This window comes from Nostoc sp., from assembly GCF_036919615.1.
Classification (GTDB): Bacteria; Cyanobacteriota; Cyanobacteriia; order Cyanobacteriales; family Nostocaceae; genus Nostoc.
The window spans coordinates 25,081-43,517 of sequence record NZ_JBALCN010000010.1; the positions used below are offsets into that span (position 1 = coordinate 25,081).

An 18,437-nucleotide genomic window follows, 5' to 3' on the forward strand; every position below is an offset into this window, starting at 1 on the left:
GAATTCATTAAGCTAGAGAAATTTTAGAGTCTTGTTAAAAAAATCCGCCGTTATCACTGGAGTTAGCACACATGTAGGGGTGAGCGATGTCTTCTCTTGTAGACACGCTACCGCGTAGCTAGCTTCCCAGTAGGGGTACGACAAGCCGCTTCTTTACCAGAGGCTACACCAACGCGTCTATGCACTCTGCAACACGGATTTGGAAAACTTTTTGGTACAACTGTATTTGGCTATCTTACCAGCAAATGCATGAAATGGGCAGAACAGCTATTTAAACTATTATATATTAATTCACTTTGTCCATAATATCTGATAATTACTTGCAATTGCTGAGTCATCTACTGTAAGATTTATTCTCAAATAGCTGATTAATAATCTCAATAAAAAAACAGCAAATAGCCGGTTTTTGAGAGTAATGCTCAGTGGGGATGTAGGTGTTAGGGTGTAGGGGTGAAAAATGGTATTGAAGCAAATATTAAAGATTATTTTGGTCACAAGCTCTATTTGGTTCGGCCTTACAATCAGTGCAACTGCTCAATAAGTACAAGATAAATCTGCGATCACTATACTACTGACAGATTCAGAGCCGCAATCAATTTCAAGAATTTATTTGACACCACATATTACGAAGGCGTACAGAACAGATTCCAAGTCTATCCTGGTGCGCCCTTTACAGTGCAGGGAACGATTTCTTGGCAATTCTGACCCCACTCTTCACAGCTGAATTTCCCTCTGGCTTGGCAAACAAAAATATTTTAAGGAACCTGCTATGAACTCTAAAAAACTACGCGACTTGGTATTTACCCTACACCGCTACATTGGTTTAGCAGTGGGACTGATTGCAATTATTGTCGGCTTAACCGGTACTTTATTAGTCTTCCAGTCCGAAATTAGCACCATTGATCAGCAGCGCCGAATTGGCACAATCACTCCTCAAGGTAAACCCCTGCCTGTTGAGATTGTTCTCAACACTGTTAAAAAAACCTATGCCGATCAACCAGACGCACTAGTGCAAAGGATTTACCTGCCTTCAAAACCAAATGAGCCGATGAATGTTATTCTCAAAACCAAACAAAAGGAATGGACAGAAAACTACGTTAACCCTTACACAGGAAAGATTCTTGGCAATAACTTGAAATCAACCTTCATCCAAAAGTTTTATGAAATCGTCTACCCACTCCACTATGAGCTTTTAAGCGGTAATATTGGCAATAAGTTTGTGGGCATTATTGGTTTACTGATGTCGTTTATGAGTATTACAGGTATTATCCTTTGGCCTGGTTGGCGCAAGTTAATATCTGGCTTCAAAATCAAGTGGAATGCTCATATCAAACGAGTGAACTTTGATGTTCACAAAGTTGCTGGTGTTATTGCAGCAGTATTTCTGATATTTACATTTTTCACGGGATTTTGCTGGAACTTCTCTGATGTAGCCAACCCGATGATCTACACACTCACCTTCTCCAAGCAACAAGCAGATCCTGTTTCTGTTGTCGTTGCTGGTAAGTCTCCACTCGGACTAAAAGAACAATTAAAAACGGCTCAAACTACTTTACCAGATGGAACACTCAAGAGGATTTATTTTCCAACTAAACCAGAAGAAGCTTTAACAGTTAGTTTTAAACTTCCCCAAGAAACTGACGACTATGGTCAAAGCAGTGTTTATCTTGACCAATATAGTGGTAAGGTTTTGCAAGTCGATAATTCTTTGAAGCAGTCATTGGGCGATCGCATCCTCAATTCTTTTAGTCCTCTACACTATGGTACATTTGGTGGCTTGCCTACTCGCATCTTTTACCTATTTGTTGGACTTGCACCGTTAATTTTATCTGTTACTGGCTTTGTCATGTGGTGGTATCGTTACAAAAGAAAAAATCGCCAACAGCAGACTATCGAAATGGTTAAGTTTTCAGCAAAGAATTAGATTCTCAATTAGCAATTTCACCATGTCCCCAATCTGTTTGATTTGGTGAAATTGAGCGATCGCGTTGCTCCCGTCAAAGCGCAACCTGTAATGTTTGATTTAACCAAAGTTGATCAGAGCAATTATGGCTGGAGTAAATTGAAAATAACTATCATTAATAGGTTGAAACTTTGAAGATAGCTTTTAATTAACTTAGTTGCTCAAGTGACAAAATACTGTATTTCAATTAGAAACCTATTATATTAATCTCAACAATTAACAGTTATTGGCTGCAATGTTTAGAGAAAGTGGTAAGTGGAGAGTAAGTGTAGGGGTGCCAGCATTTTTTACAAGAGAAATAACTGGCGGGCAGGAATTAATTTCAAAAATATTTTCAATGTGGACTACATTGAAAATACCTACAGCAGAGAACAAATCACTCCTGTCGCTCCTTTTACTGTTTTGGGGACATTTTTAATTGAATTTTGATTTTCCTGACTAGAAATCCATTACTTTAAGGTGACATCCAGTCTGTTCATTTAATATATCTGCCGATCCTTACCTTCTCTTATAATTAATCACCTGATCTAATCGGGGCAAGGCACTCACTGCTGACTCTCGAACATATGGATCGGCAGATTCATCATTAGTCAATGCCGTCAGCACTTCCACTCCCCGGATATCACCCATCGAACCGAGTGCATTGACAATCGCCACAGCCACCGCAACATTATCCGTTGTTTTCAGAGTTTCAGTTAAAATTTCAAAGGCAGGGGAACCAATCTCACCCAGAGCCATCACAGATGCAATATAAACAACACCATTTGGGTCATTGAGCGCTGTTTTTAATCCCTGTAAGCCCTCAGGTGGGAAGGGTACGTCTGGATGGTTGGCGGCAACTTGTGCCAGGGACTTAGCACAACTGCCGCGAATGGTCGCATTATCGCTGTTCAGTAATGACTCTACTAATGACGGTACAGCATCTGTCCCAATGGCACCTAGTGCCTTTACCGCAGCTCGACGGTAGGTTACATCTTCTTCATCCAAAATACTCATCAGCCGAGGAATAGTATTTTCATCACGGACATCAGCTAGTTCCCACATAGCTCGTTCCCGCAGATTGGGGTTGGGGTGTTTCAATTGTTCAAATAGAGAATCTATTGTCATAAAATAAAATTTTCCTGTTTAAATTCCCCAAGTTCAATCCTTGTCATTACTCACATTTTTGTAACATTATAAATAGTTGCCAAACCCATAGTTCGCCTAAAATTCAAATCTAGGAATGCATAGCAAACGTCAGTTAAAACTTACTCCAATTAGTCCGTTGAAACGGACTTGAGTTATTAGCTTTAGAATTTATTCCTAAGAAGGATAGCAATGAAGCCAGAGATTGAAAAGATGTGGGTAATGACAATGAGTTCAATACATGAGAATTAACTGAAATAAATGTTAACTGATAACTGTTCACTGTTAATCACAACTGAGGGACTCCGAGTCGATTACTCAACCTAATTTAGGCAAAGCAACAGACTAAGAGCCCCTAGTTCTAGAGTATGACAATTGCTCGTCTAAGTCTAGTCAATCCGTGTCACTATGACAGGGAGTTGATTACGTAGTCGAGGAGATTGCGGAACTCAACCAACGCTTGAGGAGACAAATCACGAGGAGCGCAAGCGCGATCGCGAGTGTAAGTCATTGCAGTAACGTAGGGAGCAGTAGGCAGATTCAAAGAGCGATATGTTTCACGAGCACCTGCAATACCCCATTCATCCAAAGGTCCAGTACCACCCACAACTAAGCTGTAGTTGATTAGGCGCAGGTAGTGCTTGATGTCGCGGAGGCACTTATCTTTCTTACCTTGCGTGTCGCCAGCTTCACCATCTTGGTTCAAGTAAGGATATTTCTTGAAGGCAGCATCATAACCTTCTTTAGCTACAGCATCGATCCCAGAAGCCAGCTTTTCAGCAGCTTCTAGACGAGCGTTAGCACGTTGAATACTACCTTGGACGGATTCTAGGTCAGAGGTGGATGGGAAACGACCTGCTGCATCAGCAGATGTAATAACTGTGGTGATAACTGATTTCATTATTTTTTATACTCCAAATGGGATTTGATCGGGTTTGAATTTCAGTTCGTTTGGCTAATAGCCGTTAGCCATAAGCTATTAGCTCAGAGCAGAAATAATGCGATCAAAGTAGCTAGCAGCTTCAGCAGCTAGAGCAGAGCAGTCGCCTTGAATTACTTCTTGCTTGCGGAACCTTTTACCAGCGTTAGCTTCAGTGTTGGTGTTGGTGATGTGAGCGACGCTGATAGCTTTCAGGAGCTGTACAGCACGTACAGAAGAGCCGGTGGGGACGCCTAAAGCTGTGTAGGTTTCTTTCAGCCCATTCAGAGCACGATCATCCAAAACAGAAGAATCACCAGCCAATAGCGCATAGGTCACGTAGCGCAGCATGATTTCGGCATCACGTAGGCAAGCAGCATGGCGACGAGTTGGGTACAGGTTACCACCAGCTTGAATTAAACCTTGGTTTTCACAGGCAATCCCAGCAATGGCATCAGAAACGGCGCAGCTAGAGTTGCTAGCGATCGCGTTTACAGCATCAAGGCGCTTGTTGCCATCAGAAATGAAAGACTTAAGGGCTGCTAAATCAGCACCACCTATAGGAGCAGTTTTGGCGTCTGCTGTAATTACAGCTTTAGAAAAAGCATCAAGAACCATGAGTTATCCTTAATATTCACAAATGGCGGATATTATTTCTGGCCTGTTCTCGATCAGATTAACTGCGAGTAGCCAATGAAAAACATAGGGGATCAATAGTACCCTAGTCTTTACTATGAGAGACAAAGTAATAATCTGTAATATTTACCTGTAATTTGGCTAGTCTGACAAAAAAATCAAATTTAGCCTAAATGGGCATTGGGCACTTGTACTGAGCTTGTCGCGTAGCCGACTTGTGCCGAGCGTACGCCTCCGGGGAAGCAAGCTACGCGCAGCGTCTCTAAGAGTTGCCGAGGTAAGGGCGTTGCCTCTCCTTGGCGCAGCCTCTCGTAGAGAAGAGTTGTATTGGGCAAAAAAATAAGACTTACGCGTTTCAATGGAACTCTGCCACTGCGTAAGTCTTAAGGAAAAAATCTTGTTTTTTACTTGATCAAGCTTGTTTTAGCAGATGTTTGACCAAATTATCTTTCACCATCATCTGCCGTAAAACTTCTAACAAAAATTCCTGAGCCTCTTGTTGATTCAAATTTTTTATCTGGTCTTTCAAATTTTGTAAGCGAAACTGTTGCTCTAAGGTTAATTCGACTGGTAAGTCCATGAGCCACTCCTCTGATTGACTGAATCGAAGGGTATTTGTTGTTACTGCTAGTGTGAACGCGTAGGCGTAGCCCATCGTCAACATCGCTTTCCACTATTTTAGCACTGAGATATTAAATTTTCTACTTTGTCAAGCTATATAAAATCATTATAATAAAAATTTACATTTTTTGAAAAACACATCTGCTTTTCCCTTTGTCAGGAGTTTATTGAAGCTGATCACTAATCGCTGTAATGTTTAGAATGTTTATATAGCAACAACTCTAAAAAGAAAGAACCCGTAAAACATCATCCGCAGGAGTAATAGGTAGGAGTCAGAAGATTGATAGACGCAATGGAATTTTTTCAGCTAAGTGCTGGTAAGTGGCGATCGCAACGTGCAACTCATCATCTAGCCTTCAAGCGCTCAGAGACGGGAGAATCGGATATACAGGTAGAAACTCTGGATGCCGATCATCCGGAAATCATAGAACTGTGCCAGTATCATCAGATTGACCCCAGCCTTTCAGTAGGAGGGTCGCGTGTACGTTGGCTAGGCACAATGGCTTGGGATAGAGAGGGTGAGGAAAACCATCAGGGGAAAACCATATTTGCGATCGTGCCTGATGGCGATAACCCAAGGGTTGGCAAATTACTCCGTGAAAGAGGCTACGCCGAAATTATGCCTGTAGTCGGTCTTTTTCACATGGATGATGAAGATGGACTAGTGTTGACAACCGAATACGAAACAATGAGTTCCATTGAGCGATTCTGGTTTGCCAGCCCAAATATGCGACTGCGAACTAGTACAGTCAAACGGTTTGGCGGCTTCAGCACTGCATCATTTTGTACCGAAACCCGCATTGAGACTTCTGTTGAGGTTTCCAGCACAGGAGAAGTAATAGAAAGACTTGGGCAGGATGTTCTGGAAAAAAGACAGTTTTATTCCGTTTTGGGCTGGTGAATTATCTCAAGCAGAGCGATGCTTTTACTCGTGGGCGAGATTATCTGCATCTGGTGCAGGGACTTGCCCTAGAACCGGGTATGGTGAATGTGTTTGATAACCTGCGCGATCGCATCCCCATTTACACTTGGATCGGCGAGAATATTAACACTGTTAACGCTCAGATCAACGCCTATCTAGAAGTTTGTCATGAGTGCTTTCATCCCCAAGAACGACGCCACATCCAAATTTTTGCAGTCCCTATAGCTCAATCCTTTGGCATAGACGGTCTGTGTAACATTCTCACAAACCCAATCACCATTTTGGTAGATGTTGGTCGAGTTGCACCTAGAGACTGGTTTGGTGTAGTCGTCCATGAATACGCCCATGCTCATCTAGGAGACTTTGGTCACAATCAGCAGTATGCTAGCATCCTATCTCATCTATGCTTAGGACTGGGATTGGAACCACCCTACTGGGAGGCAGGGATGGAAGCAACTTTGCGTAGCTGGCCTTACTGTAAGTCAACCATAGATCCCCTGGAATTTTGGATAGGTCGCTGAAGGGGGCAGGGGGAAATAACCAATGTCTATGCCCCATTAATTTTTTTTGTTAAATATTAAAAATTATTGCTTCAGATCCAAAAGGTGAAACTGAATCTTCTAATCTGAAATATGTGAATAAAGTTTTTAGTAATTTACGTAGTTCATTAAGCTGGAAGCCCCACTCCCTTTATTAATTAGCTATGGGTTGAATCTAGAGGGCTAATCGTTTTTCCTCCGAATACTGAAATCACTCTTAGTTAAGTTTCGTGAAATTTTATCATAACCTCAGATTCTGAGCCAACTACTCCCTTAATATATGATTTAAAGTTGTTAACTTTAATTAAGAATACGGAGGCCTAAGAGTGGCAATTCCTCTATTAACATATGACCCTTCAAGCCAAAACCAGCGTGTAGCTGCATATGAAGTACCGGGTGATGAACAGCCCAGGATTTTTACTACAGACAATATACTGTCCCCATCAGATTTAGGTGATCTGATTGAAGCAGCATATCGTCAACTTTTCTTTTATGCTTTTGCTGCCGATCGCGAAACATATTTAGAGTCCCAACTCCGTAATGGACAAATTACAGTGCGGGACTTTATTCGTGGGTTAGTGCTTTCCAATACCTTTAAGAAAAGCTTCTACGACCTCAACAATAATTATCGCTTTGTTGAGCAAGTAATCCAGCGGGTTCTAGGACGCGATCCATACAACGAACGGGAAAAAATCGCCTGGTCAATTGTAGTCGCTACCAAGGGTATTAGAGGCTTTATTGATGAAGTTCTGAATACTGAAGAGTACCTGAGCAATTTTGGATACTCCACAGTCCCCTATCAGCGCCGTCGGATACTGCCATCCCAGTCTGAAGGTGAGTTGCCATTCAACATCAAATCTCCGCGATACGAAGATTACCACCGTGCCAAACTGGGCTTCCCCCAAATCATTTGGCAGGTAGAAGTACGCAGATTTCTCCCACAAGAGCAAAAGGTCAAGGCTGGAGATCCATCTCTCTTCTTAGGTATGGCACAAAGTATCAATGCAACTGGCAATGCGCCACAAAGGATCTCGCCATACAACATCGATATCGAAAAGTCTGTACCTTATCGGCAACTATCAGGAATTAAATAACGATTTTTGGTCGGCGGCTGGCTAGTACATCCCTTTGATCATTTTATAGCGTGCATAAGTCCTGGGTTATGTAGGAGTTTCATTTAGGTATAACTAATGAAACAGACTCTATCCCATGTCTAATGCACGCTAGTCGTTTATTTAGATGCATGTCTTAGAGGTTGTTTGAAAAGTGTTTCGCTGTGACTTTAGGCACTTTACCTAACTTCCTTACCCAGTTGTGGCTTAGTAGATTTCAAACTAAGTAAAGTCAGATTTGAGTAGAATCAAATAGCACCAGGGGTTTATCATGCTGTGGCTGAATGGGAAAAATGGCTAAGGATCACATAGAAATTAGAAGGAAGAGGTATTTCAAGCTCAGTTCACAAATCGCTCAGTTGGATAATGCACAATTGCGTTCTCTGTTTGACAATAGTTAGTCGAATCAGTCAAGTACGGGTTGGGGGATGAATCACGCCATCGTCCTTGAGAAATCCAAGGTCTTTGTGAAGCGTGTTCCGGTTACAAACATCGAATTTGAAAACCTGTTCTCCACCAGAAACCTCTATGACCTGCCAACTTACTGTAATTACGGCTTCGGTTCCACTGGTTTTGGGGTCTTCCGGGAACTTGTAACCCATATCAAGACGACCAACTGGGTATTGTGCGGCGCAATTGCTAGCTTCCCACTGATGTATCATTATCGGATTATTCCCTTGTCCATGCGGGGTGCAGATGTGGATAAGTCGCGTCTAAAAGCTTATGTGGAGTACTGGGGCAATAGTACGAACGCCGGGAATTATCTGTTAGATAGAGCGAACGCCAAGTATGAGTTAGTTCTATTTCTAGAGTACATACCGCATGTTCTGGAAACATGGCTGCTCTTAAACCCCAACAAACTTCAGAAACCCCTGGATGACTTACGCACGACGATTACCTTTTTGAGGACGAAGGGAATCATCCACTTCGACGCACATTTTCGCAACATCCTCACCGACGGCAAGCAAATATATTTGACCGATTTCGGTTTGGTACTTGACAAGAGTTTTACGTTGACGAAAGATGAAGAATCTTTCTTTAAGCAGAACACATTTTACGACTATGGTGAAGTCCTGCGGAATCTTAGTCACCTGATTCGATCGCCGTATGATTTATGTTCGGAGAACGATAAACGCAGGATGATGGAAAAATATAGCATAAAAGAAGGCTTAAAACCTTATGAACTGAGGTCTATATTACTCAACAACATCGAGCAGATACATTCTGATGGGGTTATGAAGTTAGATAAGTTCTATGTTGCCAGCATCGTCAAATACCGCAGCATCATTGCACTGATGCAAGACTTCTTTGCTGATATGTGGGAAAATAAGAAGAAGGACACGAAACTTCGTCACGCAGAACTACGGCTGCTACTCAAAGAGACGGGGTTTCTTCCTAGTGTTGGAATCGACGGCGGACATGAGTGAAACATTAAGGTAATTGCACTTTCGTCAAGAGGGTGCTTTCCTCTAAGAAAAATTGTTAGTTAACGCCGTGTGCGACTTTCTCTCAGACCTAACCCCCAACCCCTTCCCTACAAGGGAAGGGGAGCAAAAATCAAAGCCTCTCTCCGTTTCGGGGAGAGGTTTGGAGAGGGGTTTCAAGAATAAGTCGCACATCGCGTTAGTTAAATGCTTGAGCGCTATACTTACGGTGAGCTACGCTAACGCACTTCAGAACAAAAACCCCGGCGTTAAGTACCGAGGTGAGGGCGAGGGCGATCGCTCCTCAAATCTCCTACAAAAGTGCGATCGCCTTTAAATAAAATAAGGTTAAGATGCAATTCGTCTTTTTAGCATCTCCAAAAGTTTTGTAAATTGGGTAGGAGGGGTAGCTGTCACCTCAATCATCTCGCCAGATAGGGGATGCTGTAATTTTAGTCGCCAGGCGTGGAGTGCTTGACCAGGCAAATTTACGCCCACTGAATGACCAGAACTATAAACTGGATCGCCGATAATCGGATGACCCATTTTGGCGCTATGGACACGAATTTGATGGGTGCGTCCGGTTTCTAGTTGGAAGTGAATTAATGTATAGTTACCGAGGCGTTCTAGTACTTGCCAATGAGTGACGGCGGATCGTCCACCTTGTTCAACACACATAATAGCCATTTTCTTGCGGTCTTGGGGATGGCGACCAATGGGCATGTCAATTGTGCCACTTTCAACTTTCGGCGCACCGTAAACCACGCCCAAGTATTCTCGCCGTGCAGTTTTTGCTTTGAGTTGTGCTTGTAGATGATGATGGGCAATATCTGTTTTAGCGATCGCGATCGCCCCCGTTGTATCCTTATCCAATCGATGGACGATTCCCGGACGTTGGACTCCGCCAATTCCTGGTAAATTGGGACAGTGAGCTAACAGAGCATTTACCAAAGTGCCATCTGGATGACCGGGCGCAGGATGGACAACTAAGCCTGCGGGTTTATTGAGAATAAGTAACTGATCGTCTTCGTAGAGGATATCTAAGGGGATATCTTCTGCTTTTAGTTCTAAAGGTTGCGCTTCTGGTATTTCGAGAGTGATGCGATCGCCTACCTTGACATTGATCTTCTTAGATGTGCAAACTTTGTCGTTAAGCTGGACGTTACCCTGTTCGATTAACTGTTGGATACGGGAACGGGATAAATCTGGTAATTCTTGGGAAAGGTAACGGTCAAGGCGATCGCTTTTAGTGTTGACACAGTGTATCGTACTCCTAAGGGGAAGCAAGCTAGGTAAAGCATCCTCTATATAAGAAGACAAGCGTTCGCTATTTTCTTGGATTTGTAAATTAAATTCGGTCACAATTGCTCTAAATTAATTCCCCATTATTTAAGTAAAGCGCGGAATGCTTTTAGTTGGGCTTCTGAACTTGGCTAAGTCGATTAATCCAGTAGAATTCAGGAGTCAGGAGTCAAACAGGCTTTATATCTGACTTTGATACCTAGTTTGTGGTACTGAACCAAGCTGAAATCTACTGGAAACTTTACACTCCCCTGTCTTGTATTTGTTCTTTTACCCATTGTCGAAACGTTCTAAGTGCTGAACTCGTTCCTGTGGTTCGCGCCATTTCCACAAACCGGGGAATGAGTTCCGTGATAGAAAAAGTAGGAAATGTGGGGCTGATGAGAGACTTTAGATATTGCTCACCTTGCAGCAAGCTAATTTCTAGGTTTTTGCTTTCATATCGCCAGATTTCAGGTACTCTCAACGCCTCATAGGCACTAATTTGAGTGTTTAGAGGTGACATCAATTTCAATCGCCAAATCAGGAGGAGGATCAACAGTTAAGTCGATCCTGTCTTTCCCAATCATTAGCTTATAGTTTTGAATATAAAAACAATCATCGGGTTCAATACCTGCACTTATATCTTTTCGCTTAAAGGTGGTTGAACCTAAAGACTCCCAATTGAGATCGAGTTCATCTAGCAAAGCTTTCACCAAGTCTGTGATGATTACCTTAGCTCGCTCATGTTCTGGTAATGGAGCCATAATTTCTAACGTTCCTTGGCTGTATGCTACTCGACTCCCACGATGCTCCCCTAACTCGTTGAGAATTGCTTCAAATACTTGCCAACTCACATCTTCCAGGATTATTCTTTGCCCTGGCGGAACTCGAATTTGTCTGAGTTGAAGAGTAACCATAGGATGTTAGTTGTTAAATAATTTAATTTTTACTCAAATTTGAGATGAGCGAAAAGGGAATTTTTTAGAATTGGATGTAACAAACACTCTAGCCAAAAAGCGATCGCTTTAATTTTCTCAAAACTTCCCACCACTCCATCCCGATATTCATCTCTTAACTGTAAATCCAACAATAACGCCATTTGCTCAACATACTCATCCATAACCCCTGACTTCTCATCTCTCCTCCTCAGTGTCCTCTGCACCTCTGCGGTAGCCTGCGGCAAGCCGAAGCGTCTACGTTAATTGTAAATCTATAACTTCTTGCGGCAACTCAAATAAACCATCTTCCCCAGCTTCAAAATCAATCGCCTGATACACAGCATCAATATTTAGCTCACCATAAACGTGAGGAAATAATTCGCCTATTTCAGCAGGTTCATAGCGAATTTCAGCTTGTACTTGATCAGAATCAATAAAAAGTAGTACCAATTCTTTTTGATTATCAAAAAATCTCTTGGCAACTTTGAGTATTTGCGTTGATTTTGAACAATGTATAAAACCTTCGCTAGAGAGCGAATCAGCCCGATATCTACCGATTATTTTTGCTTCTTCCCATTGTTGGTGTTTGGTAATGTGGAGGATAGTGTTCATGTTGCTTATCTCAAGGTGATTCTATCTCAATAGGTTCATCTGGATAAAATTCGAGACATACATTATTTTGCTTATGGCTATTAGGATATATAGATATCCTAATTTCTAATTTGCCTTTCTGCAAGTTTTTACCACTTTGAAGAAACTGACAATCTTTGACAGCATTTAGTTTAAATTCATTGACTGGAATGGACTCGTCACAGGCACGGATATTGTTAATAAATTACCAACTGAAGCATCCGAGATTTGAGTTTTGTAGTTGCAAAGTTCCTGACGCCAATTATTTATAACTTCTCGGATAACTAGCTCTCTTAATTTACTTACTTTAAAAGTATCTTTATCAAAAAAAATTACATCATCTCCACACTCTAAAGAAATAAATTTATTTTTTATATCAATGCCTCTACTGTCAACTCAGAGTCGGTAGTACTTACTTTTTCTTTTATCACCAACATGAGATTATAACGTAATATTATTGGTACCAATTTAGTAAAAATACTGAATCAAAACTATAGCAGTGGACAAAGCCGTTAGGACAAGTTGGCGTTAAACACCTTCAACAAGCGTACATTGTGAATTTATTTTTGTCCTAAGCTTTCTGTCCGTTGCTATATAAATAATATTAAGCGATCGCTCAAAAAATTATTCTTTAAAATCTCACGCATAGGCGCTGAGAAAAACTCTGCGTCTATAGGCCTTTGCCTGAGGTAATCATTCTAAACTGTTTCACATTTAAATTGCATATACTGGGCGGGCAAGATGCCCACCTCACAAGAGTTATGTTTAATTCGGTTATGCAAATTAGATGTTTTTTAGCTTATAAATTAGGTGGAATACAAACATCTGGCGCACACAAACCGATAAATTCTAGCGTTATCACCTCAAGAGTATTCAAATCTACGCGGCGGATGGTATGATTATTGGTATCGGCAATATATAAAAAAGAAGCGATCGCACTCAATCCCGAAGGTTCAAAAAAGCGGCTATTTTTACCTTGCCCATCTTGTAAACCCGCAGAACCATCTCCTAAAACTGTTTGACAATTCCCACTGGAACTAACTAATTTAATTTTATGGTTATAAGTATCTGCTATCCACAGATAATTCTCGGCATATTCCACTCCTAAACAGTGTTGTAGACGGACATCTTCACCCTGGCCATCTAGATCACCAAAACCAAATAAACCTCCACTACCGCAAACGGTTCGCACTTGGTACGGTTCTACAATTCCAACACCGCGAATTGAGCTAACTTCACTGTCAGCAATATATAATTCATTCCCATCGGTGCTGATCCCACTGGGTTGAGCAAAGGCAGATTCAGCAAGTGAACCATCAATGCAAGCTTCTGCACCAGTACCAGCATAAGTTTTAATGATGCTAATTTTTAAATCCATTTGCCAAATTTGATGCGGCCCAGCCATTGCAATAAACAAGGTATTTCCCACTTTCACTAAATCCCAAGGGGAATTCAGCGCGGTTTCTAAACCAGCACCGCCATGAGGACGAATATTGCGGCTTTGTTCTCCAGTTCCGGCGATAGTTTCGACTACTTGGCGCTTCAAGTCAACTCGCCGTAGGGTATGATTTTCTGTGTCAGTAACATAAAGAATTTGATTTTCTGCATCAAATACCATTCCCTGTGGTGCAAAAAACTGCGCTTCGTTAAAAGCACCATCAGTTAAGCCAGATTTTCCAGTACCAATTAAATGTAGAATTTCGCCGTCGAAGCTACTCATAACTAGGCGATGATGTCCAGAGTCAGCGATAAACAAACCCGCTTGGATAGCTAAAACTTTACCAGGAAAAGCTAGGGGTGTAATTAATGGTTGGCGCTGTTTTTCTAAAGTCAAGCTGATTTCTTGGAAATTAATTGTACCTTTGTCTTGGTGTTGCTGAATTAACTTTTGAATCAACTCGTCTAAAGTGTCACGATTTCCTTCCCCAAAAATCTGACCAATCACGTAACCTTCTGGATCAATAATTATTAAGGTAGGCCAAGCACGTACAGCATATTCTTCCCAAACTCGAAAATTGCTGTCAACTAAAACCGGATGTTCAATGTCGTAGCGTAGGATAGCTTGGCGGATGTTTTCTGTTTCTTTTTCGTTATCAAATTTGGCAGAATGAATACCGATAACGGTAAGGCTATCTTTATACTTTTGTTCTAAATATTTCAGGTTTGGCAGAATATGCAGACAATTGATGCAACAATATGTCCAAAAGTCTAAAATTATGACTCTACCCTTGAGTTGTTTGAGAGACAAGGCTTCATTGGTGTTAAGCCAAGAGTAATTATGTGGTAATTCTGGCGCCCTGACACGGGGAATCATCCTAATTTGTAATTCGTAATGACGCTCTCTACGAAATGACGCGCGAACGAATACTCGCTAACGTAATTCGTAAATAATACCATGTTCGGATAATTAGTTATGATTCCCACAGTCATTGCACCCCACCCCTTAATCCCTTAAAAACTTGGTTGCCACCGCCACCTCTGATCTGATACCGTCTATCCTAAACCTAGATACTTCACAATCAGAAAGTACCAATGGTGTACCATTAGCTGTGCCAGGATATCCAGATACAGCAATGCATTTATTGGATTAAGCAAGGCATTATCTGTAAGTACCCGTTTGCCATACAGGAACATTATAACCTGTATAAATTACCAAGTTTCCATCATCCTGAACTTGCAGACGACAATTATTATAACCCTTCCCATTTGTACTACTTGCCCAAAGAGCGGTTCCATTATAAGTATAATTGACTAAATTGCAGTCGGATTGCATGTAAGTGTAGGAAACTTTTTTGTTGAAAGTGTTTGATGTCCACAGAGGAGTTCTGTTATCATAAAGAACAAATTTTCCATCAGACTGCTGTAAAGCTCTATACCTCCTGTTAGGTGAAATCAAGTATTGATTAGGGAATAAGTATTCGCCTGAATAAAGGAAAGATGTACCAGTACCTGCTAGAGCCTTGTTTTGTTGAATAAGCAACGCTGCTTGTGATGAAATTGCAAATGCTGTTGTTAAACCTAGAATTTTTGAGAGTTTAAATAATTTCACAAAGCTATCTCCAATAAAGTTCTGTTGTCTATAATAGAGTGCTGAGGTGCGATAATTATTAGTAGTACAAAATAAAATATAGGGGTTCCCGACCAGGTAAGGTACGTTTTTAAAGCTGCTTATTTTCCTAGAAAAGATTTAGGTGTACTCAGTTGCTTCGGAAACGCTATATATATTTGTCATTGTAAATGAAGCAAAGCAAAATCAAGCAATTTCCTTGCGGTTTAGGATTACTTCTTTACCAGACGCTACCGCGATCGCTAGATTTCATTTCGTTTGCAATTACATAAGTAATTTTGTGTAACCACTTAGGAATAAAATCAGCCTTGATTAACATCACTTACACTGTTTGTTGCTGTTTAATAAATTAACTTTTAGAAAATTTACAATTTGAAAGGACTTGACAAACTAACTACTACGAAGCTGTCAGCTTGGGTGCAACTAGCGAAAACTCAAGCTGAACGAGGACGAGTTAACGATCGCATTCCGCAATTGGGTTTGGCTGATCTTAATTGGTTTGCAGTTGACATCTGCTGTGAATCGGGAAAAACTATCAGCTTTGGGGATACAGCTTGTGTGTTCCCTCTGATGAGCGTTATTAAGACATTTTCTCTACTTTATCTATTAGAACATTTAGGAGCAGAAACAGTTTTTGGGTGGGTTGGGGTTGAACCTTCGGATGCACCCTTCAATTCTTTAGAACAACTGATTGCCGATCACGGGCATCCCCGCAACCCGATGATTAATAGTGGGGCAATTACCCTATCTGATAAATTACCAGGAAAGGACGCTAGCGATTGCACTTTTTTATTTTGTCAATGGCTCAACCAATTAGCAGGTTGCCAACTAAGCTTAGATCAGGTAATGCTGGCTTCAGTGCGATTAACACGCTCAACAGCCAATCAAGCGATCGCAAACTATCTTGCCGAAACAGATCATCTAGAAAATCTGGAAACAGCACTTGACACCTACGAGGAAATATGCTGTATATCTGGGCGAGTTGAAGATTTAGCCCAATTAGGAAAACTCCTAGCTTTTGAAAATCGCTATATATCTGCACAGAACCGCCGAATTGTCAATGCTGTGATGTTAACTTGTGGACTGTACGAAACTTCTGCCCAGTTTGCTGTCAGGATTGGTCTACCAATGAAATCAGGGATTGGTGGTGGACTTATAGCAATAGTACCAGGTGAGGGAGCGATCGCTTGCTACAGTCCTGGGTTGGATAATACAGGTAATCCTGTAGCAGCGATCGCATTTGTTGAGATTTTAGCGCAAGAGTTACAGTTGAGTGTTTTTGGTTAAAAGTTTTACATGAATAGACCACAGTAGAGTATGCATTGCAATCACCACTACTAAAAACTGGGTTTCATGTTGAGAGTCCCTCTCCGAGTCGGAGAGGGACGGTTTTACGTAGTAAAACCTTCTTAGAGGTCTTTTGATTGAGCTAATTATACAGAGACTATATGAGCTGTCGAATTCACATTGATTCAGAGGTTGGCTTTACCGTTGGCTGTGGTTCTGGTGTTGGCGCAATTGTTTCCGGTGCTGGAGACTCAATAATCTCTGGCAGCGTCGGTGGCAAACTAGGAGATGGTGCAACTGGTACTTGTGGAGTGGGAACTTTGCCCGCCCGACGGTTAAAAAATCCGCCAAATCTAGGTTTTGTTGGCTGAGGTATAACTTTTTCGGGTAACGGCGTTGATTCAGGAGTTGGTGTTACCGTTGGCTGTGGTTCTGGTGTTGGTGCAATTGTTTCCGGTGCTGGAGACTCAATAATCTCTGGCAGCGTCGGTGGCAAACTAGGAGATGGTGCAACTGGTGCTTGTGAAGTGGGAACTTTGCCCGCCCGACGGTTAAAAAATCCGCCAAATCTAGGTTTTGTTGGCTGAGGTATAACTTTTTCAGGTAACGGCGTTGATTCAGGAGTTGGTGTTACCTCTGGCTGTGGTTCTGGTGGTGTCGGGAACAAGGTGGGAGATGGTGCAGCCGTTGGAACTTCTAATTTTGGTTGTTCTGGCTGTGTTTTGGATTCTTTTAGAATTTCAGTTTCCGGAATGGGCTGTTTTTCTACCTTCGGTTGTATTTGGGGTGTTTTTTCAACAGAAGGCGTGGGTGTAGGTTTAGGTACAAGTCTATAATTCTGGTCTACAATGGGGCGCACTTCATCTGCTGTAAGTTCCCCTCTGACAATTCTCGACAAAGTGTCTTTACCCTTTGGCTGGTAGTCAATCAGTCTGACTGTGGTATTAAAGGCATTTTTGAGAGAATTTCCCTGGTTATCGAGAAATTCCAGTTTTACCCAGTTTTTTCCTGGACGGAAGCCTTTAAGATAAACTGCTTGCCAGCGATCAAAAATAAAGCTTTCACCATTAATTGTGGAGCGGATGCGCCAATCACTGAATTCGTCGTTGGCGTTTTCCTTGCCAATGAGGTGCAGAGGAGCGTTAGTTAGGTAAAAGTCGAGTAAGATTGGTTCTGCTCCGTAGCTGCTTTGAGGACGGCTGTAAGTTAGCAACGGTAATTTCGGATCTGGGTTGTTGTCGTCGGTTTTTGTGAAGACGTGAAATGTTGTCTGGGCATAAGCGCCTTCATTCTTAAAGCTTTCATGCCAAGGACGGGAGGCAAAGACGCGCAGGGTATGAGTACCTGGAGACAAGTCTGACAAAACCAAGGGCTGATTCAGGTCGTAAACAGGTATATAAGGTTGGTTATCCAGAATTACGTGTAGATGGGGTCCCAGTTGTAATTGTGGGTCTTTAAATATTGGTAGATCTTTAACCTGAAAACTGGCTGTGACTTTGTTATCTTGGAAAACTTCATCAGTTTGTGGAGTAACAATTGTCACCTGTGGTTGATAAATTTCCAAAACTGTCCGCAATTCTTGGATAACAGATGGTGGGGAAACTTCCGAAAATTGCTTGGAAATTTGAGAAATCTGTGGAGAGTTTTCTCTATAGCCAGTAGATACTTCCTGGCTACCAACTTTCTCGCCACAACTAATCAAGCTTAATACCAACACCAATGTTATTATCCATCTGAAAATCAGGAACCTCTTAGGGAGGAGCTTCTTTAACACCCTTTTCTGCCACGAGTTCATGCGTTGCACCCAGTAATAGTCTTCGACAATTGACCATACCAATTTTAGATTTTAGATTTTAGATTTTAGATTATTTTGGTTCATGCCCTGTCCTAGTGGGTGGAACAAATCCATTCATTCGCTCGATAGCGTAGCGTTAGCGTTCGCGTTCGCGCAGCGTCTCGTAGAGAAGCGG

General features: G+C 41.7%; 18 protein-coding genes and 1 pseudogene. 6 read left to right on the forward strand and 13 right to left on the reverse strand.

Features of this window, described 5'->3' with window-relative positions:
- Positions 1–769 precede the first annotated feature (769 nt).
- Positions 770–1,924, forward strand: coding sequence for a PepSY-associated TM helix domain-containing protein (locus V7K48_RS04280; protein WP_335069917.1), 1,155 nt, complete (start codon positions 770–772; stop codon positions 1,922–1,924).
- A 537-nt stretch (positions 1,925–2,461) separates the two neighbouring features.
- On the opposite strand, the gene V7K48_RS04285 is transcribed toward V7K48_RS04280, so the two are convergent.
- The 4 genes from V7K48_RS04285 to V7K48_RS04300 all read right to left on the reverse strand — a co-directional run bounded on the left by V7K48_RS04285 (position 2,462) and on the right by V7K48_RS04300 (position 5,223).
- Positions 2,462–3,070, reverse strand: a complete 609-nt coding sequence (locus V7K48_RS04285; RefSeq protein ID WP_335069919.1) for a HEAT repeat domain-containing protein — start codon at positions 3,068–3,070, stop codon at positions 2,462–2,464.
- Between the two features lie 424 nt (positions 3,071–3,494).
- Positions 3,495–3,989: a bleomycin hydrolase gene (locus tag V7K48_RS04290; RefSeq protein WP_335069921.1), complete on the reverse strand. Its 495-nt coding sequence runs from the start codon at positions 3,987–3,989 to the stop codon at positions 3,495–3,497.
- Positions 3,990–4,067: 78 nt separating this feature from the next.
- Positions 4,068–4,625: a bleomycin hydrolase gene (locus V7K48_RS04295; protein WP_335069923.1), complete on the reverse strand. Its 558-nt coding sequence runs from the start codon at positions 4,623–4,625 to the stop codon at positions 4,068–4,070.
- Positions 4,626–5,055: 430 nt separating this feature from the next.
- Complete coding sequence (locus V7K48_RS04300; protein ID WP_335069925.1) at positions 5,056–5,223, reverse strand: NblA/ycf18 family protein; 168 nt, start codon at positions 5,221–5,223, stop codon at positions 5,056–5,058.
- Between the two features lie 324 nt (positions 5,224–5,547).
- Here V7K48_RS04300 and V7K48_RS04305 point away from each other — a divergent pair, with 324 nt between their 5' ends.
- The 3 genes from V7K48_RS04305 to V7K48_RS04315 all read left to right on the forward strand — a co-directional run bounded on the left by V7K48_RS04305 (position 5,548) and on the right by V7K48_RS04315 (position 7,819).
- Positions 5,548–6,165, forward strand: coding sequence for a phycobiliprotein lyase (locus V7K48_RS04305; RefSeq protein WP_335070243.1), 618 nt, complete (start codon positions 5,548–5,550; stop codon positions 6,163–6,165).
- The gene (locus V7K48_RS04310; RefSeq protein ID WP_335069927.1) at positions 6,162–6,707 is read left to right on the forward strand and encodes a hypothetical protein; all 546 of its coding nucleotides are present in this window, start codon (positions 6,162–6,164) and stop codon (positions 6,705–6,707) included. Before V7K48_RS04305 ends, V7K48_RS04310 begins: the two co-directional genes overlap by 4 nt.
- 344 nt (positions 6,708–7,051) lie before the next feature.
- Positions 7,052–7,819 carry a phycobilisome rod-core linker polypeptide gene (locus tag V7K48_RS04315; protein WP_335069929.1) on the forward strand — a complete coding sequence of 256 codons (768 nt, stop codon included), beginning with the start codon at positions 7,052–7,054 and terminating at the stop codon, positions 7,817–7,819.
- A 428-nt stretch (positions 7,820–8,247) separates the two neighbouring features.
- On the opposite strand, the gene V7K48_RS04320 is transcribed toward V7K48_RS04315, so the two are convergent.
- The gene (locus tag V7K48_RS04320) at positions 8,248–8,499 is read right to left on the reverse strand and encodes a hypothetical protein (protein ID WP_335069930.1); all 252 of its coding nucleotides are present in this window, start codon (positions 8,497–8,499) and stop codon (positions 8,248–8,250) included.
- Here V7K48_RS04320 and V7K48_RS04325 point away from each other — a divergent pair.
- Positions 8,491–9,264 carry a hypothetical protein gene (locus V7K48_RS04325; RefSeq protein ID WP_335069932.1) on the forward strand — a complete coding sequence of 258 codons (774 nt, stop codon included), beginning with the start codon at positions 8,491–8,493 and terminating at the stop codon, positions 9,262–9,264. The genes V7K48_RS04320 and V7K48_RS04325 overlap by 9 nt on opposite strands.
- Before the next feature lie 345 nt (positions 9,265–9,609).
- On the opposite strand, the gene V7K48_RS04330 is transcribed toward V7K48_RS04325, so the two are convergent.
- The 7 genes and pseudogenes from V7K48_RS04330 to V7K48_RS04355 all read right to left on the reverse strand — a co-directional run bounded on the left by V7K48_RS04330 (position 9,610) and on the right by V7K48_RS04355 (position 15,162).
- Positions 9,610–10,527, reverse strand: coding sequence for an RluA family pseudouridine synthase (locus V7K48_RS04330; RefSeq protein ID WP_335070245.1), 918 nt, complete (start codon positions 10,525–10,527; stop codon positions 9,610–9,612).
- A gap of 277 nt (positions 10,528–10,804) precedes the next feature.
- A pseudogene (locus tag V7K48_RS04335) lies at positions 10,805–11,462 on the reverse strand (Uma2 family endonuclease).
- A 29-nt stretch (positions 11,463–11,491) separates the two neighbouring features.
- Positions 11,492–11,665: a DUF4089 domain-containing protein gene (locus V7K48_RS04340; RefSeq protein ID WP_335069934.1), complete on the reverse strand. Its 174-nt coding sequence runs from the start codon at positions 11,663–11,665 to the stop codon at positions 11,492–11,494.
- A gap of 73 nt (positions 11,666–11,738) precedes the next feature.
- Positions 11,739–12,095 (reverse strand): DUF952 domain-containing protein, encoded by a 357-nt coding sequence (locus V7K48_RS04345; protein WP_335069936.1) that lies wholly within the window; start codon positions 12,093–12,095, stop codon positions 11,739–11,741.
- 10 nt (positions 12,096–12,105) lie between these two features.
- Positions 12,106–12,315 (reverse strand): KGK domain-containing protein, encoded by a 210-nt coding sequence (locus V7K48_RS34865; protein WP_442949407.1) that lies wholly within the window; start codon positions 12,313–12,315, stop codon positions 12,106–12,108.
- A 597-nt stretch (positions 12,316–12,912) separates the two neighbouring features.
- Positions 12,913–14,427: a thioredoxin-like domain-containing protein gene (locus V7K48_RS04350; RefSeq protein WP_335069938.1), complete on the reverse strand. Its 1,515-nt coding sequence runs from the start codon at positions 14,425–14,427 to the stop codon at positions 12,913–12,915.
- A gap of 285 nt (positions 14,428–14,712) precedes the next feature.
- Entirely contained in the window at positions 14,713–15,162 is a 450-nt protein-coding gene (locus V7K48_RS04355; RefSeq protein ID WP_335069939.1) for a hypothetical protein, read from the reverse strand.
- A 390-nt stretch (positions 15,163–15,552) separates the two neighbouring features.
- On the opposite strand from V7K48_RS04355, the gene glsA reads away from it, so the two are divergent.
- Positions 15,553–16,467, forward strand: a complete 915-nt coding sequence (gene glsA, locus V7K48_RS04360; RefSeq protein ID WP_335069941.1) for a glutaminase A — start codon at positions 15,553–15,555, stop codon at positions 16,465–16,467.
- Positions 16,468–16,642: 175 nt separating this feature from the next.
- Here glsA and V7K48_RS04365 read toward each other — a convergent pair whose 3' ends face one another.
- Entirely contained in the window at positions 16,643–18,262 is a 1,620-nt protein-coding gene (locus V7K48_RS04365) for a hypothetical protein (protein WP_335070247.1), read from the reverse strand.
- Between the last annotated feature and the right edge of the window lie 175 nt (positions 18,263–18,437).